Genomic DNA, 22,387 nt, shown 5'->3' with positions numbered 1-22,387 from the left:
TACTCCTGCCGCTTCATGCGGCAACTCAGCATGCTAGCATCGCCCATTGATCTCAAGGCTGTGGCCGCTGAACCTCTCATGACTGTTGATACCTCTTCTTCCCCTCTTGTGATTGCCACCCGTGAAAGCCGCCTGGCCCTGTGGCAGGCCGAGCATGTGCAGGCCCTGCTGCGCGCACGGGGCCACACCGTGGAGCTGCTGGGCATGACCACCAAGGGCGACCAGATTCTGGACCGCACGCTCTCCAAGGTGGGTGGCAAGGGCCTGTTCGTCAAGGAACTGGAAGTGGCGCTGGAAGAAGGCCGTGCCCACATCGCCGTGCACTCGCTCAAGGACGTGCCCATGGACATGCCCGAAGGCTTTGCTCTGGCCTGCGTGATGGAGCGTGAAGACCCGCGCGACGCCTTTGTCTCTCCCCAATACGCCAGTCTGGACGCCCTGCCTCAGGGTGCGGTCGTCGGCACCTCCAGCCTGCGCCGCCAGGTGCTGCTGCAAGCCCTGCGCCCCGATCTGAAGATCGAGCCCCTGCGCGGCAATCTGGACACGCGCCTGCGCAAGCTCGACGCAGGCCAGTACGACGCCATCGTGCTGGCTGCCGCTGGCCTCAAGCGCCTGGGCATGCACGAGCGCATCCGCACCATCTTTGACGAAAAACAGATGATTCCCGCCGCCGGTCAGGGTGCGCTGGGCATTGAAATTCGCACCGACCGTAAGGACCTGGCCGAGGCGCTGGCTCCGCTGGCCCACATGCCCACCTGGCTGCGCGTAGCCGCAGAGCGCGCTGTGAGCCGTGGCATGGGCGGCAGCTGCTCCGTGCCGCTGGCTGCACACGCAGTGCTCGACGGCACGCAGATGCAGCTGGATGCTGCCTGGGGCGACCCCGAAGGCGTGCAGCCTCTGGTCCGTGTGCAGCAAAGCGCCACGGTGACTACCCTGGCACAGGCCGAGGCACTGGGCGCTGCCGTGGCTGCCCAGCTGCAGGCCAACGGCGCCAAGGTGCAACCCCACTGAAGCCGTACGCCATGCCGACCGTGGTCGTCACCCGTCCGCAGCCCGATGCCGCGCTGTGGGTACAGCAGCTGCAGGATGCTGGCCTGCAGGCCTGCGCCCTGCCCATGATGGTGATTGGCCCCAGCCGCAGCCCGACTGCCATCGCCAGCCTGCAACAGGCCCTGCCACAGCTGGCGCGCTACCGCGCACTGATGTTTGTCAGCGGCAATGCCGTGCGCTATTTCTTTGCGGCACTGCAGGCACAGGCGATCACGCCCCCTGCACAGGCCCAGTACTGGTCGCCCGGCCCCGGCACCAGCAAAGCCCTGCTTTCTGAAGGAATTTCGGCACAAAGCCTTATCCAGCCTGCGCCAGATGCTCCTCAATTTGATTCTGAGGCACTGTGGGCACAGGCTCACCACCACATTCAGCCGGGTGACCGGGTACTCATCGTGCGCGGCGGCGATGGCAGCCAGCCCGGTGGCCAGGGCCGCCAGTGGCTGAGTGAGCAGCTGCAGCAGCACGGCGTGCAGGTCGACTTTGTTTCGGTCTACGAACGCCAGGCACCGCAAGCCACACCGGCGCTGCTGGCACATCTTCAAAGCTTGCGCACCCAGCAGGCGCTGTGGCTGTTCAGCAGTTCCGAATGTGTGCAACATTTGGTGCACTGCCACAGCAGCTGGTCCTGGCAGGCGCATACTGCCTTGGTCACCCATCCACGCATTGCCGAGCAGGCACGACAGGCGGGTTTTGGTCAGGTGATCGAGAGCCTGCCGGCCGTGCACAGCATTGCGGCATCGATAAAATCCCTCGCATGACCTCTTCTGACGGCACTTCCACCCCTTCGCAAGCCGCTCCTGTGGAGCAGCAATATGCCCCCCGCCCCGCCACTCCCGGCTGGACCTGGTTATCTCTGGTGATAGGTGCTGCAGGCCTGGGCTGCAGCGTCATGCTCTGGCAGAAAGTGGATGGCATGCAGGAACAGCTGGCCCGCCAGACTGCGGATGCCGCCACACAGGCTACGGAAGCACGTGCCCTGGCCCGCGAATCACAGGATCTGGTGCGTGACGCCAGTGCCAAGCTCTCCGTCATGGAGATGCGTGTCAACGAAGTCAGCCTGCAACGCGGACAGCTCGATACCCTGGTGCAGAACCTGACCCGCTCACGCGACGACACCCTGCTGGTAGACATTGAATCTGCCATCCGCATGGCCCAGCAACAGGTACAGCTGACGGGCAGCACCGAGCCACTGGTCGCGACGCTGCAAAGCAGCATCAAGCGCATTGAGCGCGCAGCCCAGCCACGTCTTGCACCGGTACAGCAGGCCATGGAAAAAGATCTGGAGCGACTGACCCAGATCAAGGTCACAGACACCGCCGGCTTGCTGGCACGCATCGACGATGTGGTGCACATGGTCGATGACCTGCACGTCAAGAACAGCCCCCCAGTGCCCAAGGAACTGCGCCAGCCGCTGCGTACGGCACCTGAGCCCGATATCTCTGCCGCCGACGAAGCCTCCAGCCCTGCGCAATGGCAGTGGTGGGTGCACTGGGGCCAGCGCATCTGGTTCGGAGTGCGTGAAGAAGCACGCGATCTGCTGCGCGTCAGCCGCATTGACAACCCCGATGCCATGCTAATGGCCCCCGAGCAGGCCTTCTTTGTGCGCGAGAACATCAAGCTCAAGCTGCTCAATGCACGTCTGGCTATTCTGGCGCGCCAGTACGATGCAGCACGTGCCGACATCGGTGCAGCACAGGCCTCGCTGGGCAAGTACTTTGACAGCAACTCCCGCCGCATCCACCAGGCCCAGGCCGTGCTGGCACAACTGCAGACCCATATGCAGGCCAGCCAGCAGCCTTCGCTGGACGATACGCTGACCGCTCTGTCCACGGCTGCTGCCGCACTCTGAAAGGAGAGATGCCCATGATCCGTGCAGCCCTGTGGTTTGTCGGTCTGTTTGCCCTGGCCGTTGCCATTGCCCTGTTCGCAGGCAACAACGAGGGCATGGTCAGCCTGTTCTGGTCACCCTACCGCGTCGATATCTCGCTGAACATGCTGCTGCTGGCGCTGCTGGCCACGTTTGCCATCGGCTATGCGGCACTGCGCGCCTTCTCTGCACTGCTCATGCTGCCCCAGAACGCCAAGCGCTGGCGCCAGCAGCAAAAGGAGCGCCAGATGTACCTGGCCTTCGTCGAGAGTTTTTCCCACCTGCAGGCAGGCCGCTATGTACGCGCCAGCAAGTCGGCGCAGACCTTGCTCAAGCTCAGCGATGAGCTGCGCAATGAACACGCCAAGGTTCCCCAAGACTCCACCATGCGCGCCATTGCCCATATGTTTGCCGCCGACAGCGCGCACGCTCTGCGCAATGTGGAAGAGCGTGACCGCCACTACGCCCAGGCGCTGGAAGATGTGCCGCTCAACGGCAGCCAGCAGCAGCAGGAAGTGCGCGAAGGTGCTCAGATGCGTGCTGCGCGCTGGGCGCTGGACGACCGCGACCCGCAGGAAGCCCTGCGCCGCCTGGACCAGCTTGCTCCCGGCGCCAAGCGCCGCACCATGGCGCTGCGCATCAAGCTCAAGGCCGGTCGCCTGGCGCGGGAAGTGCAGACCTCGCTGGAGACTGCGCGCCTGCTGTACAAGCACGGTGGCCTGTCTACGGAGGCAGCCAGCGGTATTGTCCGCAGCCTGCTGCAGGAGCAGCTGCACGACACCCATGACAGCGCCCAGGTACAGCAACTGTGGAGCGATCTGCCCAGCGTGGAACGCCAGGATGCAGACATTGTGCTGAGCTTTGCCCAGCGCTGGCTGCATGTAGGTGGAGACAGTACGACCGCACGCAGCTGGCTGCTGCCGCTGTGGGAGCGCTATGTACAGTCCCCCAGACAGATGCATGCAGGCCAGCAGCAACGCCTCTTCATGTGCCTGCAGCAGGCGCTGGAAGATCTGGATGCAGACTGGCTGGCACGCATTGAATCCGCCCAGCGCGCTGCGCCACAGGATGCGCTGCTGCAGTATCTGGCCGGTATGGCCTGTGTGCAGCGCCAGCTGTGGGGCAAGGGTGAGCAACTGCTGCGCCAGGCGCTGCAGCGCCTGCAGGAGCCCGCACTGCGCACCCAGAGCTGGAAAGCACTGGCCCTGCTGGCCGAGCAGCGCGAAGACCATGCCGCAGCCGCCCATGCCTGGCGCGAAGCCGCGCTGCAGCAGACGGCATGACTTTCAAAACCATAGCTACCAAGGCTTTATGCATCTGCGCTGGAACCCATTACAGCGCAAAACAATGCCCCACCCTGACTGATGCAGGAACGGGGTCGCTAAAATCCTTGGTAATCCGTCATTTCAGCTACTAGCTACCAGACGGCATCCCGCAAGCAGGATGCCGTTTTCATTTGCAAACACGCCATGAGTGAATCCATTGCCCAGCCAGGCCTGAACAGCCTGTCCAAATCCTTTGAACCTGCTGCCCTCGAAGCCCACTGGGGCCCAGAATGGGAAAAGCGCGGTTATGGCGCTGCAGGCGTACGCGGCACAGGCAAGCCTGATGCCAGCCAGCCTGCGTTTGCCATCCAGCTGCCACCACCCAATGTGACTGGCACGCTGCACATGGGCCACGCGTTCAACCAGACCATCATGGACTCGCTGACGCGCTATCACCGCATGAAGGGCTACAACACGGCCTGGATTCCCGGCACCGACCACGCAGGCATTGCCACCCAGATCGTGGTGGAGCGTCAGCTGCAAACGCAAGGCGTGAGCCGCTATGACCTGGGCCGTGACGAGTTCGTCAAGAAGATCTGGGAGTGGAAGGAAAAGTCCGGCAACACCATCACCACCCAGATGCGCCGCATGGGCGACACCGTGGACTGGAGCCGCGAATACTTCACCATGGACGACAAGCTGTCCAAGGTCGTGACCGAGACTTTTGTGCGTCTGTATCAGCAAGGTCTGATCTACCGTGGCAAGCGCCTGGTGAACTGGGACCCCGTGCTGCAGTCCGCCGTGTCTGACCTGGAAGTGGAAAGTCAGGAAAAAGACGGCAGCCTGTGGCATATTGCCTACCCCCTGACCGATGGCTCGGGCCAGCTGGTGGTGGCGACCACCCGCCCCGAAACCATGCTGGGCGACGTGGCCGTCATGGTGCACCCAGAAGACGAGCGCTACAAGCACCTGATTGGCAAGACCGTGACTTTGCCGCTGGTGGGCCGCGAAATCCCCGTGATTGCCGACGAGTACGTGGACAAGGAATTCGGCACCGGCGTGGTGAAGGTCACCCCTGCCCATGACCAGAACGACTACCAGGTCGGCCTGCGCCACAACCTGCCCATGATCTGCGTGCTGGACCTGACCGCCAAGATCAACCACGAAGCCCCCGAGAAATACCGTGGCATGGACCGCTTTGTGGCCCGCAAGGCCATCGTGGCGGATCTGGAAGAACTGGGCCTGCTGGTCGAGATCAAGAAGCACAAGCTGATGGTGCCCATCTGCGACCGTACCGGCCAGGTGATCGAGCCCATGCTGACCGACCAGTGGTTCATGGCCATGAACAAGGTCGGCGAAGGCGATGCCACCGGCAAGTCCATTGCACAGAAAGCCATCGACGCTGTGGCCAATGGCGACGTGAAGTTTGTGCCCGAGAACTGGGTCAACACCTACAACCAGTGGATGAACAACATCCAGGACTGGTGCATCTCGCGCCAGCTGTGGTGGGGTCACCAGATTCCTGCGTGGTATGACGAAGAAGGCAATGTCTACGTTGCCCGCAACGAAGCAGAAGCGCAAGCTCAGGCCCCCGGCAAGCAGCTGCGCCGCGATGCCGACGTGCTGGACACCTGGTACTCGTCCGCCCTCGTGCCCTTCAGCACCATGGGCTGGCCCAACCAGACCGATGCCGCTGATGACGACTTCAACCTGTACCTGCCCTCCTCCGTGCTGGTGACGGGCTACGACATCATCTTCTTCTGGGTGGCGCGCATGATCATGATGACCACGCACTTCACCGGTCGCGTGCCATTCAAGCATGTCTACATCCACGGCCTGGTGCGTGATGCACAGGGCAAGAAGATGTCCAAGTCCGAAGGCAATGTGCTGGACCCCGTGGACCTGATCGACGGTATTGCACTGGAGCCCCTGCTCGAGAAGCGCACCACCGGCCTGCGCAAGCCCGAGACCGCACCGCAAGTGCGCAAGAACACGCAAAAGGAATTCCCAGAAGGCATTCCCGCCTACGGAGCAGACGCGCTGCGCTTTACATTTGCCGCACTGGCATCGCTGGGCCGCTCCATCAACTTTGACAGCAAGCGCTGCGAGGGCTACCGCAACTTCTGCAACAAGCTGTGGAATGCGTCCCGCTTTGTGCTGATGAACTGCGAAGGTTACGACTGCGGTCTGCTGCCCCACGACAAGTCGGCCTGCGGCACAGAAAAAGCCTATATGCAGTTCAGCCAGCCTGACCGCTGGATCGTCTCGCAGCTGCAAAAGGTGGAAGCCGAAATCGCCAAGGGCTTTGCCGAGTACCGTCTGGACAACGTCGCTAACACTATCTACGACTTTGTCTGGAACGAGTTCTGCGATTGGTATCTGGAAATTGCCAAGGTGCAGATCCAGAACGGCAGCGAAGCCCAGCAGCGCGCCACACGCCACACGCTGATCCGCGTGCTGGAAACCATTTTGCGTCTGGCCCACCCCATCATCCCCTTTGTCACCGAAGAGCTGTGGCAGAAAGTGGCACCTGTGGCAGGCCGCGAAGGTGCATCGATTGCTGTGGCTGCCTACCCCGAAGCACAGCCCGAGAAGATCGACGAGGCTTCCATCGCCTACGTGGAACGCATCAAGGCCATGGTGGACAGCTGCCGCACGCTGCGTGGTGAAATGGGCGTCTCCCCCGCCCAGCGCCTGCCTCTGCTGGTTATGGGCGACAACGCCGAAGCTGCAGAGTTCCTGCGTGCCAACGCTGCCGTGCTGAAGAACCTGGCCAAGCTCAGCGACGTCAAGGTGTTTGAAGATGAAGCTGCATGGCAGGCCGAAGCGCAGTCTGCACCTGTGTCCGTGGTGGGCGATGCCCGTCTGGCCCTGTTTGTGGAAATTGACGTGGAAGCCGAAAAGGCCCGTCTGACCAAGGAGGCCAAGCGCCTGGAAGGCGAAATCGCCAAGGCCAACGGCAAGCTGAGCAACGAAGCCTTCTGCGCCAAGGCCCCTGCCGCCGTGCTGGAGCAGGAGAAAAAGCGCGTTGCTGACTTTGGCGCCACACTGGCCCGCATTCAGGAGCAACTGGCCCGTCTGGGCTGATATGCTTCGTCGTTGAGCAACAAAAAGGCGCAGTTCTCTGCGCCTTTTTTCCATCCAGAACAAGAAGGATTAAGACCATGTCCAACCAAACCCCAGTTCGCAAAGCTGTTTTTCCTGTCGCTGGTCTTGGCACCCGCTTTTTGCCTGCCACCAAGGCATCACCCAAGGAGATGCTGCCCGTGGTGGACAAACCCCTGATCCAGTACGCCGTGGAAGAAGCCTATGAAGCAGGCATTCGCGACATGGTGTTCGTCACCGGCCGCAGCAAGCGCGCGATTGAAGACCATTTCGACACCGCCTACGAACTGGAAAACGAACTCGAGCGCGCTGGCAAACATGCCATGCTGGACCTGGTGCGCAGCATTGCCCCTGCAGACATGAACTGCCTGTTTGTGCGCCAGCCCCGCTCGCTGGGCCTGGGCCACGCCGTGCTGTGTGCAGAGCCGCTGGTGGGCAACGAGCCCTTTGCCGTCATCCTGGCCGATGACCTGATGCGCGGCGAAGCTGGTGGCCCCGGCGTGATGAAGCAAATGGTCGATGCCTTTGCCAAGCAAGGCCGCTCACTGCTGGCCGTGCAGGAAGTGCCACAGGAGCACACCAAGCGCTATGGCATTGTCAAGGGCGAGCCAGCTGGCGGCCCCTTGATGCGTATTGACCAGATCGTAGAAAAACCCGCTCCCGAAGTGGCTCCCTCACGCATGGGCGTGGCTGGCCGCTATGTGCTGACACCACGCATCTTTGAGGAAATCCGCAACCAGCCCAAGGGCGTGGGCGGAGAAATCCAGCTGACCGATGCCATCGAGCGCCTGATGCAGCACGAGGCCGTCTACGCTTACCAGTACATCGGCAAGCGCTATGACTGCGGTAGCAAGGAAGGCTTTCTGGAAGCCACGGTCGAGCTGGCGCTGCAGCACCCCGATGTGGGCGCGCATTTCCGTGACTACCTCAAAAATCTGAGCATCTAACGCTGGATTTTCAAGCGTTTCCAATACAAAAGGCCTGCAAATGCAGGCCTTTCTTGCGTAAGCAGCTCTTATTTTTAACGGCGGCGCAGGATGTGGATGAATTCATCACCCACTGTCTCCTGCTGCACCAGCTCATTGCCTGTCTGCTTGGCAAAGGCCTGAAAGTCCTTGAGCGAGCCGGTATCCGTGGCCACCACCTTCAGCAGCTCACCACTGCTCATGGCGGCCAGGGCTTTCTTGGCCTTGAGGATAGGCAGGGGGCAATTCAGACCGCGTGTGTCAATTTCCTGGTGAATTTCCATGACTGAGATTCCTTTTACTGTCTGCATTGTAGGCAGCGCAGCAAATCCATAGTCCGTGCACGCATGTGGCGTACGGCAACACTCCCATGCCTACACCGCAGGCGGCAGCATAAAGCGGCCATCCTCGGCCCAGTATTGCGGCGGCCACTTGGCAGGATCAGGCTCTGGCGACTGATTGGGTCGGAAAGCGCCAAACTGTGGCTCCAGCCCCTTGCTGCGAATCCAGTGTGCCAGCGCATAGCCTGTACCCGATGGCCAGCAGCGCGCCTCCTGTGCGCTCTTCCACTGATACTCCACCAGCTCTGGCGAAAGACGCACTTCGCCCTCTACACGCACGTGGTAGGCAATCAGCACCTGGTTCATGCGCAGGAACTCCCACGAACCCAGTATGCGCAGCGCTTTCACGCGCAAGCCGGTTTCCTCGAGCACCTCACGGCAAATCCCGGCCTCTGGCGACTCACCGGCCTCCATAAATCCCGTGATCAGGCCGAACATGCCTTCCTGCCACAGTGCATTGCGCGCCAGCAGTACCTGCTCTGCATCGTTTTCCACCACCGCAGCCAGCACGGGCGTGGGGTTGCCCCAGTGCGTCCAGTCACAGGCCGGGCAGCGCAGCCGCGCTTTCATTCCACTGTCTTCCTGCTGCGACCTCCACTGCAAAGGCGTGGCACAGCTGGGGCAAAAACGCATTTCATGGCTCATGGAGCAGCTTTCCTTGTAGGTATGGGCGATAAAAAAGGCCGCAGCAGCGCGACCTTTTGCTTGTGGTGAAGCTCAATCAGGCGGGGAATACGCCCGTTGAGAGATAGCGGTCACCACGGTCACAGACGATGAACACAATGGTGGCGTTCTGCTCGCGCTTGGCAATCTCCTGCGCGACCCAGCAGGCACCTGCGGCAGAAATGCCTGCGAAGATGCCTTCTTCACGCGCCATGCGGCGGCACATGTCTTCTGCATCATCCTGGCTCACATAGACCAGCTCGTCCACCAGGCTGGCGTCGTAAATCTTGGGCAGGTATTCCTCCGGCCACTTGCGAATGCCCGGAATGCGTGAGCCTTCCGAAGGCTGGGCACCGATGATCTTGACGTTGGGGTTCTTTTCCTTGAGGAACTTGGCCACGCCTGTGATGGTGCCGGTCGTGCCCATGGCGCTCACAAAGTGGGTCACCTCACCACCGGTCTGCTCCCAGATCTCGGGGCCTGTGGTCTCATAGTGCGCACGGGGGTTGTCTTCATTGGCAAACTGGTCCAGCACCACACCCTTGCCCTGTGCCACCATCTGATCGGCCAGGTCGCGTGCGTATTCCATGCCGCCGCTCTTGGGCGTGAGGATCAGCTCCGCACCATAAGCCTTCATGGTCTGGGCACGCTCAATGGACAAGTCCTCAGGCATGATCAGCACCATGCGATAGCCCTTGATGGCAGCAGCCATGGCCAGTGCAATACCGGTGTTGCCCGATGTGGCTTCGATCAAGGTGTCGCCAGGCTTGATCTCGCCGCGCTCCTCAGCACGCTGAATCATGGACAGTGCAGGACGGTCCTTGACCGAACCTGCAGGATTGTTGCCTTCCAGCTTGCCCAGCACCACGTTGCCGCGCTGCGCATTGGCTGCAGCCTCGATACGCTGCAAAGCGACCAGCGGCGTTGAACCGATGGCTGCTTCAATCGAAGAATATTTTTTTTGCATCCCGTAAATGTGCCATAATTCCGGCCACGCACTGATGACGCCCGGGTGGTGGAATTGGTAGACGCAGCGGACTCAAAATCCGCCGCCGCAAGGCGTGCCGGTTCGATTCCGGCCCCGGGCACCACAGCACAAGTTTGCTAGCGTCGTCATCATGCATCAAAATTACCGCGAGGTGGAGCAGTCTGGTAGCTCGTTGGGCTCATAACCCAAAGGTCGTTGGTTCAAATCCGGCCCTCGCAACCACATAAAAAGCCTTGGTGAATCCATGTTCACCAAGGCTTTTTTCTTGTCTATTTCTGCAGCTACCAGAAATGTCAGGTCCCGCACCATGGCTCACCACTGTCAACTCTTTCGCACCGTTTTCAACGAGTGCCTGAATCAGTAGTTCAGGTGCACCAGCTTACCCAAAGCCACTCACCAACACGGTATCCCCATCAGATACGTGCCCAATCGCTACGGACAAATCACTTGAGATTTTGTTAATCATCGCGACCGACCAGCGATTTCTTGCAAAGCGTTCACCAACTGCACGATATCTTGAGGGGTATGGGCGGCCGACAAAGCGATGCGCAAGCGTGCGGTACCTGCAGCGACGGTAGGTGGGCGAATAGCAGGCACCCAAATGCTGCGTTCTCGCAGTGCCTCCATCAGTTGTAGTGCCTTGCTGTTGTCACCAATGACCAGAGCTTGAATAGGCGTGTTCGATGGCAATAGCTGCCAGCCTGTAATGGCCAAAACTGGCGCTAAACCAGCGCGCAACTGCGCAATACGCGCTTGCAATTGGCTGCGTAAATGGTCGCCTTCTTCCATCGCTGACAAACTCTGTTGCAGCGCTCGCGCCAACATCCCTGGAGCGGCTGTTGCAAAGGTGTAGCTGCGCGTACGCTGCAACAACCATTCGATCAGAGTATTACTGCCGGCCACAAAACCACCTGCAACACCCGCAGATTTGCTGAGGGTACCCATATACAGCACGCGAGGGCTGGCATTCGCGCCAGTTAGGCCAGCAGCAGCCAAGCTGCCACGCCCTTGGGGGCCGCAAATACCGAAACCATGGGCGTCATCGAGCATCAATAGTGCGTCATAACGCTCGCACAATGCCACCAGCGCGCGGATGTCTGCAACGTCCCCATCCATGCTGAAAACGGCATCACTGATCACCAATTTTCGGCGATGTGAACTAGCGGCAAGTCGACACTCTAAATCAGCAAGGTCAGTGTGCTCATAGCGGTGAATGCTGGCGCGTGAGAGGCGGCAGCCGTCTATCAAACTGGCGTGATTCAGTGCATCGGAAAAAATAGCATCATCTGCCCCCACTAGGGCGGGTATCACGCTGACATTGGTCGCAAAACCCGCATAGAAATACAAAGCACGAGGAAGTTGAACATAACTGGCCAGTGCCTCCTCCAATTGCGCATTGGCGGTGCTGTGGCCGTTAACCATCGGGGATCCCCCAGCGCCTACGCCGAACTCCAAAGCGCCTTGGCGAGCAGCCTCGATCAGCGCGGGGTGTTGTGACAGACCCAGATAGTCATTGCTGCAAAACTGCAGCATTGGCTGGCCATTCACTTTGACATGCGCCCCCCCCGCAGGCACTACCTCACGCCTGTGTCGCTGCAAGTGCTGGTCTTGCAGTTTTTGCAATTGCTGGGGCAAGGCTTGCAACCAAGAGTCAGGCATTAAGGCTTGCATGTCCACTCCTTGGGTAGATGCACAGTGATGGTGCTGGCATCAGGCTGCGCCTGCCATGGGATATCAGCCAACAAGGGAGCACCTATGTGTGCCCGCAGATAATTCATGTTGGCCTCGGGCTCCAGCATGTGTGGGTCCACATGGCTGGCAATCCAGCCCGCCAACTGCAGCCCACTGGCGCGAATGGCATCCGCAGTGAGCAACGCATGGTTGATACACCCCAAGCGCATGCCCACCACCAAGACCACCGGCAATTGCAGCGCCAAAGCCAGATCTGCAATGCGCAAGCTGGGTGACAAAGGCACCTGCCAGCCTCCAGCCCCCTCCACTACGATGGCGTCAGCCTGCTGGTGCAAAGCTTGGAACGCCGCGAGAATGGGGGGCAGTGTGACGACCACATTGGCCCGCTCAGCGGCGATGTGGGGGGAGACTGGATCGGCCAGTAAGAATGGGTTGTCTAAAGAAGCGGCCACCTTCAATGTGCTGGCAGTGCGCAGGGCAATGCTGTCTTCATTTGCCCACCCAGCCTGCCCATCGCGCTGTGCGCCAGAGGCTACAGGTTTCATACCCACCACGCGTGGGTGATGCTGCGCAAGTGCATGCAGCAGGGCACAACTGGAAAGCGTTTTACCGACCCCGGTATCGGTGCCGGTGACAAAACAAGCGATCATAGAAATTACCCCTATCAGGTATTAAATCAATGGATACTGCTGCGCCTCTTGCGCCAAGCAGTCCTCAAGTGCTGCGAGCATTTGGCTAGACAGGTGTTGCACCTCTTTGGCTTGCAACACATAAGGCGGCATGCAGTACAAGGTGTTGCCAATAGGACGTAGCAACAGCCCACGAGCCTTTGCGGCAGCGTGATAGCACTGGGCAAAATTTGGCAAAGTGGTATCTATGTCCCAAGCCCACACCATCCCCAAATGGCGTGCATGTCGCACCCGTTGATGGGTAGTGAGGGGAAGGAATGCTGCACTCAGTTGCTTTGCCAACTCTTGGTTTTCTTTCAGTGCATTGAGTTTTTCAAAAAGCTCCAAGGTGGCCAATGCTGCGCGGCATGCCAAAGGATTGCCTGTGTACGAATGTGAGTGCAAAAACGCGCGAGCAGTGTCTGTTCCATAAAAAGCTTGGTAGACATCCTCCGTGGTGAGCACTGCCGACAAAGGCAATGTGCCGCCCGTCAAACCTTTGGATAAGCAGATGAAATCTGGTCGAATGCCTGCCTGCTGGTGAGCAAACATGCTGCCTGTGCGCCCAAAGCCAGTGGCAATTTCATCGACCACCAAATGCACTTGATAGCGGGTGCACATCTCACGCGCCAAGCGCAAGTACAGTGGGTCATACATCACCATGCCAGCTGCGCACTGTAATAAGGGCTCCACTACCAAAGCGGCGGTATGCGCGTGGTGCTGTTGCAGCCACACCTCCAGCTTGGCCGCAGCGCGTCGCGCTACATCTGCGGCAGACTCTCCCGGCAAGGCTTGTCTTTTATCCGGGCTTGGCACGGTGGCAGACAGGCGCAGTAAAGGTGCGTAGGCGCTGCGGAATATCTCTACATCCGTGATAGAGAGCGCACCCACAGTTTCTCCGTGATAACCACCGGCCAAACCAACAAAGCTATTTTTTTCAGGTTGCCCGCTATTGCGCCAGTAATGAGCGCTCATTTTGAGTGCCATCTCTGTTGCGGAAGCTCCGTCACTTCCAAAACTCGCATGACCGAGCCCAGTCAGCGCAGCCAACCTTTCAGACAACTCCACGACAGGGGCATGGGTGCAACCAGCTAACATCACGTGGTCCAGTTGCTTCAGTTGCTGCGTGAGTGCTTCGCGGATATGCGGATGGCTGTGCCCAAACAGATTGACCCACCATGAGCTGATCGCATCCAAATAACGATGGCCTTGCGTGTCGTACAGCCAAGTTCCTTCAGCGCGATCGATGGCCAGCAAAGGCTCATGCTCGTGTCGCTTCATTGGGGTACAAGGGTGCCAAACAGCAGCTAGGCTGCGCTCAGCGAGTGATGATGTAGACATAGATGTCTCCTTGCGCAGGCAAAGCTGCGCCGTGACGGCCGCTTATTTAGCACGTCATACAGACTTAAAGGTGGGGGGAGTGGATGACGCTAGTGAGGTCTGCGCCTTTGCTTCAACGCGGTAGAGCTAGCAACTATTTAGCGTGAGCAGTTATGCGCAGCCCCTTAAGCCCAAGCTTTTGCATCAACTGTGTGTCGGCTTCAACATCAGGGTTACCCGTCACTAAGAGCTTGTCGCCGTAGAAAATGGAGTTGGCTCCAGCCATGAAGCACAAAGCCTGCACCGCTTCACCTAATTGCTGACGACCTGCAGATAGGCGAACGCGTGCTTTGGGCATGGTGATACGAGCTACAGCAATCACCCGCACAAAGTCCAAGGGGTCGACGGGATCACTGTCCGCCAAGGGTGTACCAGGCACACGCACCAAGCTGTTGATAGGCACTGATTCTGGGTAAGGCTCCATATTGGCAAGCTGCGCAATCAATCCTGCGCGGTGCACTGGTGCTTCGCCCATCCCAATGATGCCGCCGCAGCACACACTGATGCCTGCATTACGCACAGCAGATAAGGTGTCGAGCCGGTCTTGGTACTGCCGCGTGCTCACCACGTCTTGGTAATACTCTGGTGCAGTGTCCAGGTTGTGGTTGTAGTAGTCCAACCCAGCGCTACGCAAAGATTGAGCTTGATGTGGCTGCAACATACCCAGCGTGGCACAGGTTTGCATTCCTAGCCCTTTGACAGCAGCGATCAGCTCATTCATTTTTTCGATGTCGCGATCCTTGGGAGCACGCCATGCAGCTCCCATGCAAAAGCGTGTGGCTCCTGCAATTTGCGCAGCTTTGGCGGCACGCGTGACTTCTTCCACGCTCATCAATTTCTCTGCTTTCACGCCGGTATCAAACTCCGCTGACTGTGGGCAATATCCACAGTTCTCTGGACATCCGCCGGTCTTCACAGACAGCAAAGTCGCCAACTCAATTTCACCTTCCGGCCAATGTTCACGGTGCACGCTTTGTGCTTTGAACATCAAATCCATGAAGGGCCAATCCAGCAATTGCTGCACAGCCTCTACAGGCCATCGCTGTGCAGCCGCATCAGCAGTCGTACGGACTACAGGCTGGTGGAAATTCACCGTTTGGCTGGTTACGGAAGAGACATCGGGAGATGTGCAAGAAGTGTGTGACATGAGAAATAAATCCTCTGAAAAGGTATCCCATTCATTGTCAGCACAAAAAAACCTCTGCAGATCTACCGCGCGTCCTACATATACCGAAATTACTATTGCGCGAAATTTGTCTATTTTTAGCTGAAATTTTTCAGAATTTAAAAGGAGATAGACACAAATTACTAAACCAATCCTTCATCATCGGTGAAAATTAGTTGATCTCCTGCCATCTTGCGCATATTCAGAATTTAGTTTCATTCAAATTAAGCGTATTTAAAGACATATAGAGTATTTTTTATTGAAAATTTAGATGATTTAGGCGAAAAACCAGAAAATTTCCGCATTGTGAAATGTAATATTGTGTGACAATTCTCTTTTGTGTATTGATCGGCCTATTTATCGCACTAGCACATGAGGCCAATAAACCTATGTTGCGTACTTTCGCTCAGAGGCTGATGCCCCATACATGCTCATCACCGACGATCTAGGCAATTGCTGCCATCTGGCACCCATGGAGAATGGAACACTACGCACCTGCAAACTAAGGAACCTCTGCATAACTCGATTTCAAGCGTGATAGTGCTTGAACGAGTGTGATGTTCCCTTGCCCCTGGCACTCAAGATGCCCGCGTTTCGCAGGCATCTTGCTTTTTATGCACCCACACCAGGCTTGGATTGGCTGTTTTTCAGCAAACGGCCACGGGCCATCCACAAGTTCGCCAAGGCAAACAGGGTATGCAATTGCTGCGTGTTCTTTCTCAAGCCTCGGTAGCGAACTTTGACGTGGCCAAACTGACGCTTGATGACTCTGAATGGGTGTTCGACCTTGGCCCGGATTTTGGACTTCACCTGCTCAAGCTGCTCTTGCAGGGCTGATATCGGGTGCTGATGATCTAGCGCCTTGCGCTGGCTGCGCTTCATGGCGATATGCCATTGGAATTTGCGCTCAGGTTCTGGCGTTGGCATGTCGGGACGTTTGTCCGCGCCTTGGTAGCCAAGCATCTCCATAGCCATCAACCTCTTTTCCATGCAGCAGGCTGTTGGCTTCAACGACATCATTGACGTTGGCTGATGTGCCCCGCACGGTATGCGCCAAGCCAGAGTCCGCATCCACGCCAATATGGGCCTTCATGCCAAAGTACCACTGGTTGCCCTTTTTGGTCTGGTGCATCTCAGGATCACGAGATTTGGTGCTGTTTTTGGTTGAGCTGGGCGCTGCAATCAGTGTGGCATCCACGATGGTTCCCGTGCGAAGCAGCAGCTTTTTACGCTCCAGCAAGTCCGTGACGGTCTTCAGGATTTGCTCGGCCAGCTTGTGTGTTTCCAATAGATGACGAAACCGCAGGATAGTGCTCTCATCAGGCGTGGCACTGCCCCATGACAGGCCAAGGAATTCCCGAAACAAGGGCATGTCATGCAGCGCTTCTTCCATAGCTGGATCACTGAGGTTGAACCACTGCTGCATAAAGTGAATGCGCAGCAGCATCTCCACAGGAAATGGAGGCCGTCCTTTGCGACCTTCAGGTGCATATGGCGCAATCAAGTCCACCAACTCTTGCCATGGAACGACTTGCTGCATCTGCTCCAGGAATTCGCGTTTACGTGTTTTTTTGGTGGAAAGGTTCAGGCCAAGATCAAATTGCTGCATAAGTCCCCAACGCATGTGCAAGCACATGCGTTGGGGACTTATGCAGAGGTTCTCTAGGTCTGTGAGTTTTTACAGCCAAATATCAGCCAGCGCTAGCTGGCTTTTGCATCTTCACATCCCAAACAGGCTACCCGGTCATAGATCGCGACCGTTGGATTCATCTGGCTAAAACGCAGCTCGATTCAGTACGCGTTTTCATGAACAGCTGATCCACCTGGAGATGGCATATGGACTACAGCCCTTTTTGTCACACGGTGTTCAACCCTGCTCACAGCCCTAGCACACGTAAGTCCAACCGGCCTTCCTTCACAGGAGGACACCAGAAATAGCTACCCGTCAATGGCCTGGAGAAAGCAAACAAAGCATCACTGATACCGTCATCCATACCCAGCATACGGCGCATCTGGGCTTCGAAAGCATTAAAGCTAGAGCCAAAAGCCGAAAACATCAGCCCACTGCGATCCTCTCCCTGCGGGCTAACACTCCACCAGGGCATGGAACGTCGCACCACAAATGCCTCTGGTTCAAAGCTTTCCTGCGCTGTTCGTTTGACATGTGCAGACTCCGGCGCATCCTCTAGCTCTTCATTGTCCGAGCAACGTCTACCCACCGTATTGTCCTGCTCATTCACACTCATGCGACCAAAGGCAGCGTAGTCATGCATCCACTGCTGTAAAGCCCAAAAACTACTGCCATCCACCCCCTCGCCCTGCCCAGCTGTGATACTTGCTGCAACAGCTGCATCAGCTTCAGGGTTTTCGGTGCCGTCCTCATAACCCGTCAAATCGCGTCCATGCCCACTGGCTGTACGCTCATGCAAAAAGGTATCCACCGCATGGTCGATCTTGAAGGCAGGTGCAAGCATAGAAGCAAGCTTTGCTGTTATTGCAAGCAACTCTCCACGCTGATCACTGCGTAACCAAAGGCACAGTGCATATGGCGTACTGGGAGCTTCGAACATCGCCCCCTTCAGATGCGGAAACTCACGCATCAGCGACAGCTGTTTTCCCATTTTTTGCAAGACTTGCAAACCGATGCCAACCACGACCTTCCCATCAACAGCCGTGGCCTGTAGTTTGCTTAGCGCACTGGTTAACGCTGCGCCAGAACCAGCCAGAGTGAAGAAAACATAGCGCCCCTGTTCAGGAAGTGGCGCCAGAATACCCGCTTGTGCTTTTGTCATGAAGTTACCGATTCACTAGATAGAAGACAGCCTAAAGTTTAGGGGCGAATGACCTCAGAGCTGTCCCGCTTGTTTGAACATCAGCCCCTAGCTTCAAAGCAAGCCGCGGCCTGATCTCAAGTCATTGCAGTGATGCATTGACACTGCCTCAACCCCATGAACACGTGCAGCGCTGGTATGAGACACAGCGCCATGGCCGCAAAATCTGCGGCGTAAGAGCTCCATCCAACAGTCTTTCACACACAACACTTCATGCACGCTGTGTGACAGTGCTCCGCATATTCAAATTACGCATTTGCATGCCGCATCTGCAAGCGCAAAAAGTTCTTACATTTCAATGACATAGCGACTTTTATTCAGCAATGCACGATATGCATATAAAAAACGCATCTGAAGAAGTCCTCACAATGCAGATTCCTTCATATATCACTGCATTGGCTGGGCTCTATGTTTTTCCTGACTCGTCACACCCGCTTGGCTGCCGCTGCTGTACTGGCCGCAGGCACCTGCTTTACTGCTGCGCACGCTGCTGATGCCACACAGTGGCCCCAGCAACCCATCACGCTCATCATGGGTTTCAGCGCTGGCTCGGGAGTGGACGTCGTGGCCCGCACGGTGCAGACGCCGCTGAGCGAAAAGCTGGGCCAGCCCATCATCATCGACTACAAGCCAGGCGCTGCGGGCAATATCGGCAGCGAATACGTGGCCCGCTCCAAGCCTGATGGCAACACTTTATACTTCGGCACCGCCGCCACCCACGGCAGCAATGCTGCGCTGTACAAGAACCTGCCTTTCGACGTGGAAGCGGACTTTGTGCCTGTAGCGCCGCTGATTGACGTGGCCAATGTGCTGACCGTGAATCCCGCCGTGATTGACGTCAGCAGCCTCGAAGAGTTTGTGCGCGAGATCAAGGCCAACCCCGGCAAGTACAACTACGCCTCCACCGGCAATGGAGCTGGCACCCACATGGCGTTTGCCGAGTTCAATGCACGCCTGGGCCTGGACATGGTGCACGTGCCCTACAAGAGCGGCCCGGAAGCCATTACCTCGGTGCTGCGCGGCGAAACCTGCTGCGTGATGAACCAGGTGCAGACCATGCTGCCCCACTACAAGCAGGGCAAGGTACGCCTGCTGGGTGTGACTACAGCACAGCCCGTACAGGCCGTCTCGGAAGTTCCCACCATTGCTTCCAGTGGCCTGCCCGGTACCGAAGGCTTCAACAGCTCGATCTGGTTTGGCATCTTCGCACCCAAGGGCACGGATGCAGCCATCGTGAACAAGTTCAACCAGGCCGTGCGTGATGTGCTGGAGCAGCCTGAAATCCGCGAGCGCTTCCTGTCCACCGGCAACAGCATCCGTGCAGAAACGCCCGAGCAGTTCCGCCAGACCGTGCATGACGATCGCCGCAAATGGGCAAAGGTCGTGCAAGATGCCAAAGTCTCCATTGACTGATGGCGGTGCATGCAGGAGATAGCCGTCTCCTGTACGCACTCCTGCTTACGACAGCATCAGATTTTCCGGAGCACCATAGGACATGGTGCTCTCTTGCTTTTTGTGATTGCCTTATGTCTTTGACCGACTCTCCCGCCTCCGGCCTGCAGACCCTGGAAGCACGCCTGCAGGACGACCTGCTCACACTCGGCTGGCCAGCCAAACCATGGATTCCTGCACGCACTGCGGCCCAGGGGGATGCGGTGCACGATGTGCTCATCATCGGTGCAGGCCAGACCGGACTGGCACTGTCCGTCGCACTGCGGCAGGTAGGCATCTACCCCGTGCTGCTAGACCGCGCCCCTCAGGACTTTGAAGGCCCATGGGCCACCACCGCGCGCATGGAAACACTGCGCTCCCCCAAGGAACTGCTGGGCCCGGCCCTCGGCCTGCCTTCGCTGAGTTTTCGCGCCTGGTTCATCGCGCAATGGGGCGAAGCCGCCTGGCAAGCGCTCGACAAGATTCCACGCCTGCAATGGATGGACTACCTGCGCTGGTACCGCCGCGTCACGCAGGCCGATGTGCGCAATGAGCACCAGGTGCTTGCCATTCGCCCGCAGCCCGATGGCATGGTCGAAGTGGACGTGCAGACACCCACACAGCGCAGCACCTGGCGTGCACGCCGTGTAGTGCTGGCCACCGGCCGTGACGGTCTGGGCGGCGCACAGGTGCCATCCTTCCTGCAAGGCGTAGACCGCCATCGCTGGGCACACTCTTCCGACAAGCTGGACTATGCCCAGCTCCAAGGCCTGCGCATCGGCGTGGTAGGTGCTGGTGCATCGGCCATGGACAGCGCAGGCACCGCGCTGGAACACGGCGCAGCCAGCGTTGACCTGCTGATCCGTCGCCCAGACTTGCCACGCATCAACAAATCCAAAGGCTCTGGCGTACCGGGGCTGACCCACGGCCAGTACCTGCTGCCTGATGACTGGAAATGGCGCATCCGCCACTACATCAACGCCCAGCAGGTGCCACCACCGCATGGCAGCACGCTGCGTGTCTCACGCCACCCCAATGCGCACTTCAACTTTGGCTGTGCCGTGCAGCAAGTTGTGCAGCACCCCAGCCACCTGGACGTTCACACCCCACAGGGCGTGTTTGCGCTGGACTTTCTGATCGTGGCCACAGGCTTTGCCATCGACTGGTCACTGCGCCCCGAGTTTGCAGACATCGCCCCCCATGTGCGCCTGTGGAAAGACCGCTTTGAGGCACCCGATGCCCTGCACGATGCGGAGCTGTATGCCTCGCCAGACCTGGACCCGCTGTTTGCCTTCCAGGAAAAGCAGCCCGGCCAGTGCCCGGGGCTGGACCGCATCCACTGCTTCTGCTACCCAGCAGCCTTGTCGCACGGCACGGTGTCGGGCGACATTCCTGCCATCAGCGATGGCGCACGCAAGCTCGCACAGGGGCTGGCAGGCCTGTTCTACCGCGAGGATGTGGAGCACCACTTTGCCCAACTGCAAGCCTATGCGGAACCTGAGCTCGATGGCACGGAATGGCAGCCTGCCGAGCCTGCCGCACGTATCCGCGCTCTGCGCCACCCCTGACACCCTTGTTTTTCTGGCCCTGAAATGACTGACACGATCGACCAACTTGCTGGCCTGCAGGCCGACCATGCCCTGCATGCCATCCGCCACCAGCGCGCCAAGGTAGTCCTTGCTACCCAGGCCTGTGAAGACCTGCTGCTGGGCAGCGAGCTGCCCTCCACCCTCAGCCAGGCCGAACGCCTGGTACTCGCTGCAGAACAGGCCCGCGTGAGCGGCATCACCGTGCTGCAGCAGCTGTACCAGCAGCGTGCCCAAGCCCTGGCACTGCCCCCCGCGCTGCGCCGCGTGCTGGATGAGCACGGCTGCACCACCGGCGATGCACGTCTGGACGCCATGCGGCACTTTGTGCGCAGCCTGTCGCTGGAACCCGCACAGAGCGACCGCCAGGCCCTGCTGAACATTCCAGCCGCTGGTGTCTCTGTGGATGACACCGTGCTGCTGGCCCAGCTGATTGGCTTTGTGTCCTACCAAGCCCGTGTGATTGCTGGTCTGCAAGCCATGGTGGCTGCTGGCAGCCAGGGCGAAGTGCCCGTGGCAGATGCTGCCGCTGCCCCCGCCTTTGTGCACCCCGCCAACCTGCCTGCGCCCGGTGAGCCGCTGCGCCGCAATGGCTACACCAGCGAGACGCTGGACTGGAAGTCCTGGCTGCCCGTGCTCGACCCAGCCACCGCCACGCCCGATCAACAGCACACACTGGACGTAAGCCACCCCAAGGCGCGCACCATGGACTTTTACCTGCTGCTGTGCCGCCAGCCCCAGGTGCTGCTGGAACGCTCACAGGCCTTTAACGCCATCATGTACGCACCCGGCGGCCTCTCACGTGCCGAGCGTGAAGTGGCGGCCACAGCCGTCTCGCGCGTCAACGGCTGCGTGTACTGTGCTTCGGTTCATGCCCAGCGCTTTGAGCAGCTGGCCAAGCGCAACGATGTGATGGCGCAGATCTTTGATGACCCTCACACTGCCGGTACTCAGGCCCGTGAGCGCGCCATCATCCAGGCGGCCATCACCCTCACCCGTGACCCTGCTGGCCTGGGCGCAGCGCATATCCAGGCCTTGCGCGCTGCCGGTCTGAACGATCTGGAAGTGCTGGACATGCTGCACGCCGCCGCCCTGTTCGGCTGGGCCAACCGCCTGATGCTGAATCTGGGTGAAGCCGTTTATCTGAACACCTGAGCCACGCTCAGACATGGCGCATGTCCTCAACAGAAGCACCGCTGCGCCATGCATTCCTCTGCGCAATCATCTAAGTACTAACCCTAGAGCTTTTCCACCAAACCACTGGACAAAGCTGTGGACAACTCCCGTGACTCTACGGAGCACACACCCTAAGTTGTTGTTTTTACAAAAGCTACATTAAGCTGCTCAGAAAGCAGGCAGTCCGCAAAAAACGTAGCTACTCAGGCAGACC

18 protein-coding genes and 2 tRNA genes are annotated in these 22,387 nt (G+C 58.7%); 11 read left to right on the top strand and 9 right to left on the bottom strand.

The features are described 5' to 3' along the window. Positions 1 to 78 precede the first annotated feature (78 nt). The 6 genes from hemC (at position 79) to galU (ending at position 8,234) form a co-directional block, all read left to right on the top strand. Positions 79 to 1,011: a hydroxymethylbilane synthase gene (hemC, locus tag B5M06_RS10150; protein ID WP_054066556.1), complete on the top strand. Its 933-nt coding sequence runs from the start codon at positions 79 to 81 to the stop codon at positions 1,009 to 1,011. 11 nt (positions 1,012 to 1,022) lie between these two features. Continuing rightward, positions 1,023 to 1,808: a uroporphyrinogen-III synthase gene (locus B5M06_RS10145; RefSeq protein ID WP_054066536.1), complete on the top strand. Its 786-nt coding sequence runs from the start codon at positions 1,023 to 1,025 to the stop codon at positions 1,806 to 1,808. Beyond that, a complete protein-coding gene (locus tag B5M06_RS10140) occupies positions 1,805 to 2,899 on the top strand; it encodes a uroporphyrinogen-III C-methyltransferase (protein WP_054066537.1) in 1,095 nt (364 codons plus the stop codon). The genes B5M06_RS10145 and B5M06_RS10140 overlap by 4 nt, the downstream gene beginning before the upstream one ends. Positions 2,900 to 2,916: 17 nt before the next feature. After that, positions 2,917 to 4,200: a heme biosynthesis HemY N-terminal domain-containing protein gene (locus B5M06_RS10135; protein WP_054066557.1), complete on the top strand. Its 1,284-nt coding sequence runs from the start codon at positions 2,917 to 2,919 to the stop codon at positions 4,198 to 4,200. 186 nt (positions 4,201 to 4,386) lie between these two features. Next, the gene (locus B5M06_RS10130; RefSeq protein WP_054066538.1) at positions 4,387 to 7,269 is read left to right on the top strand and encodes a valine--tRNA ligase; all 2,883 of its coding nucleotides are present in this window, start codon (positions 4,387 to 4,389) and stop codon (positions 7,267 to 7,269) included. A gap of 77 nt (positions 7,270 to 7,346) precedes the next feature. Further along, a complete protein-coding gene (galU, locus tag B5M06_RS10125; protein ID WP_054066539.1) occupies positions 7,347 to 8,234 on the top strand; it encodes a UTP--glucose-1-phosphate uridylyltransferase GalU in 888 nt (295 codons plus the stop codon). A 74-nt stretch (positions 8,235 to 8,308) separates the two neighbouring features. On the opposite strand, the gene B5M06_RS10120 is transcribed toward galU, so the two are convergent. The 3 genes from B5M06_RS10120 to cysM all read right to left on the bottom strand — a co-directional run bounded on the left by B5M06_RS10120 (position 8,309) and on the right by cysM (position 10,223). Continuing rightward, a complete protein-coding gene (locus B5M06_RS10120) occupies positions 8,309 to 8,536 on the bottom strand; it encodes a sulfurtransferase TusA family protein (RefSeq protein ID WP_054066540.1) in 228 nt (75 codons plus the stop codon). Between the two features lie 90 nt (positions 8,537 to 8,626). Next, complete coding sequence (locus B5M06_RS10115) at positions 8,627 to 9,238, bottom strand: NUDIX hydrolase (RefSeq protein WP_054066541.1); 612 nt, start codon at positions 9,236 to 9,238, stop codon at positions 8,627 to 8,629. A gap of 76 nt (positions 9,239 to 9,314) precedes the next feature. After that, complete coding sequence (gene cysM, locus B5M06_RS10110; RefSeq protein ID WP_054066542.1) at positions 9,315 to 10,223, bottom strand: cysteine synthase CysM; 909 nt, start codon at positions 10,221 to 10,223, stop codon at positions 9,315 to 9,317. Positions 10,224 to 10,262: 39 nt separating this feature from the next. On the opposite strand from cysM, the gene B5M06_RS10105 reads away from it, so the two are divergent. Next, positions 10,263 to 10,347, top strand: a tRNA-Leu gene (locus B5M06_RS10105). A gap of 42 nt (positions 10,348 to 10,389) precedes the next feature. Next, a tRNA-Met gene (locus B5M06_RS10100) sits at positions 10,390 to 10,466 on the top strand. Positions 10,467 to 10,706: 240 nt separating this feature from the next. Here B5M06_RS10100 and bioF read toward each other — a convergent pair. From bioF to B5M06_RS10070, 6 genes are all read right to left on the bottom strand, one after another. Then, complete coding sequence (gene bioF, locus B5M06_RS10095; RefSeq protein ID WP_054066543.1) at positions 10,707 to 11,903, bottom strand: 8-amino-7-oxononanoate synthase; 1,197 nt, start codon at positions 11,901 to 11,903, stop codon at positions 10,707 to 10,709. Beyond that, positions 11,903 to 12,586, bottom strand: a complete 684-nt coding sequence (gene bioD / locus B5M06_RS10090) for a dethiobiotin synthase (protein WP_054066544.1) — start codon at positions 12,584 to 12,586, stop codon at positions 11,903 to 11,905. The genes bioF and bioD overlap by 1 nt, the downstream gene beginning before the upstream one ends. Positions 12,587 to 12,607: 21 nt before the next feature. After that, a complete protein-coding gene (gene bioA / locus B5M06_RS10085; protein ID WP_054066545.1) occupies positions 12,608 to 13,945 on the bottom strand; it encodes an adenosylmethionine--8-amino-7-oxononanoate transaminase in 1,338 nt (445 codons plus the stop codon). 133 nt (positions 13,946 to 14,078) lie between these two features. Further along, positions 14,079 to 15,131, bottom strand: coding sequence for a biotin synthase BioB (gene bioB / locus B5M06_RS10080; protein WP_077344763.1), 1,053 nt, complete (start codon positions 15,129 to 15,131; stop codon positions 14,079 to 14,081). A 630-nt stretch (positions 15,132 to 15,761) separates the two neighbouring features. Next, a protein-coding gene (locus B5M06_RS10075; protein ID WP_114145215.1) for an IS5 family transposase occupies positions 15,762 to 16,758 on the bottom strand; the annotation gives its coding sequence in 2 pieces (ribosomal slippage) (positions 15,762 to 16,106 and positions 16,108 to 16,758; 996 coding nt in all). 268 nt (positions 16,759 to 17,026) lie between these two features. After that, complete coding sequence (locus tag B5M06_RS10070) at positions 17,027 to 17,941, bottom strand: Dyp-type peroxidase (protein WP_054066243.1); 915 nt, start codon at positions 17,939 to 17,941, stop codon at positions 17,027 to 17,029. A gap of 447 nt (positions 17,942 to 18,388) precedes the next feature. Between B5M06_RS10070 and B5M06_RS10065 the strand changes: the two genes are divergently transcribed. The 3 genes from B5M06_RS10065 (at position 18,389) to B5M06_RS10055 (ending at position 22,152) form a co-directional block, all read left to right on the top strand. Next, entirely contained in the window at positions 18,389 to 19,393 is a 1,005-nt protein-coding gene (locus B5M06_RS10065) for a Bug family tripartite tricarboxylate transporter substrate binding protein (protein WP_054066242.1), read from the top strand. 113 nt (positions 19,394 to 19,506) lie between these two features. Next, on the top strand, positions 19,507 to 20,979 hold the full coding sequence (locus B5M06_RS10060) for an NAD(P)-binding domain-containing protein (protein WP_054066241.1): 1,473 nt from the start codon (positions 19,507 to 19,509) through the stop codon (positions 20,977 to 20,979). A gap of 24 nt (positions 20,980 to 21,003) precedes the next feature. Further along, positions 21,004 to 22,152: a CMD domain-containing protein gene (locus B5M06_RS10055; protein ID WP_077344952.1), complete on the top strand. Its 1,149-nt coding sequence runs from the start codon at positions 21,004 to 21,006 to the stop codon at positions 22,150 to 22,152. Positions 22,153 to 22,387: the final 235 nt, after the last annotated feature.

Origin of the sequence: Comamonas kerstersii, assembly GCF_002056725.1 — a bacterium.
Lineage (GTDB): Bacteria > Pseudomonadota > Gammaproteobacteria > Burkholderiales > Burkholderiaceae_C > Comamonas > Comamonas kerstersii.
Note: the sequence above shows the minus strand (reverse complement) of the source record. Positions and strands in the feature narration are given on the sequence as shown.

Excerpts from the sequence above, each read along its gene's own strand:
- B5M06_RS10115 (WP_054066541.1), bottom strand. The coding sequence starts at position 9,238 with ATGAGCCATGAAATGCGTTTTTGCCCCAGCTGTGCCACGCCTTTGCAG.
- B5M06_RS10140 (WP_054066537.1), top strand. The coding sequence starts at position 1,805 with ATGACCTCTTCTGACGGCACTTCCACCCCTTCGCAAGCCGCTCCTGTG.
- B5M06_RS10065 (WP_054066242.1), top strand. The coding sequence starts at position 18,389 with ATGTTTTTCCTGACTCGTCACACCCGCTTGGCTGCCGCTGCTGTACTG.
- B5M06_RS10070 (WP_054066243.1), bottom strand. The coding sequence starts at position 17,941 with ATGACAAAAGCACAAGCGGGTATTCTGGCGCCACTTCCTGAACAGGGG.
- hemC (WP_054066556.1), top strand. The coding sequence starts at position 79 with ATGACTGTTGATACCTCTTCTTCCCCTCTTGTGATTGCCACCCGTGAA.
- cysM (WP_054066542.1), bottom strand. The coding sequence starts at position 10,223 with ATGCAAAAAAAATATTCTTCGATTGAAGCAGCCATCGGTTCAACGCCG.
- B5M06_RS10060 (WP_054066241.1), top strand. The coding sequence starts at position 19,507 with ATGTCTTTGACCGACTCTCCCGCCTCCGGCCTGCAGACCCTGGAAGCA.
- B5M06_RS10055 (WP_077344952.1), top strand. The coding sequence starts at position 21,004 with ATGACTGACACGATCGACCAACTTGCTGGCCTGCAGGCCGACCATGCC.
- bioD (WP_054066544.1), bottom strand. The coding sequence starts at position 12,586 with ATGATCGCTTGTTTTGTCACCGGCACCGATACCGGGGTCGGTAAAACG.
- B5M06_RS10130 (WP_054066538.1), top strand. The coding sequence starts at position 4,387 with ATGAGTGAATCCATTGCCCAGCCAGGCCTGAACAGCCTGTCCAAATCC.
- bioA (WP_054066545.1), bottom strand. The coding sequence starts at position 13,945 with ATGTCTACATCATCACTCGCTGAGCGCAGCCTAGCTGCTGTTTGGCAC.
- B5M06_RS10120 (WP_054066540.1), bottom strand. The coding sequence starts at position 8,536 with ATGGAAATTCACCAGGAAATTGACACACGCGGTCTGAATTGCCCCCTG.
- galU (WP_054066539.1), top strand. The coding sequence starts at position 7,347 with ATGTCCAACCAAACCCCAGTTCGCAAAGCTGTTTTTCCTGTCGCTGGT.
- B5M06_RS10145 (WP_054066536.1), top strand. The coding sequence starts at position 1,023 with ATGCCGACCGTGGTCGTCACCCGTCCGCAGCCCGATGCCGCGCTGTGG.
- bioB (WP_077344763.1), bottom strand. The coding sequence starts at position 15,131 with ATGTCACACACTTCTTGCACATCTCCCGATGTCTCTTCCGTAACCAGC.
- bioF (WP_054066543.1), bottom strand. The coding sequence starts at position 11,903 with ATGCCTGACTCTTGGTTGCAAGCCTTGCCCCAGCAATTGCAAAAACTG.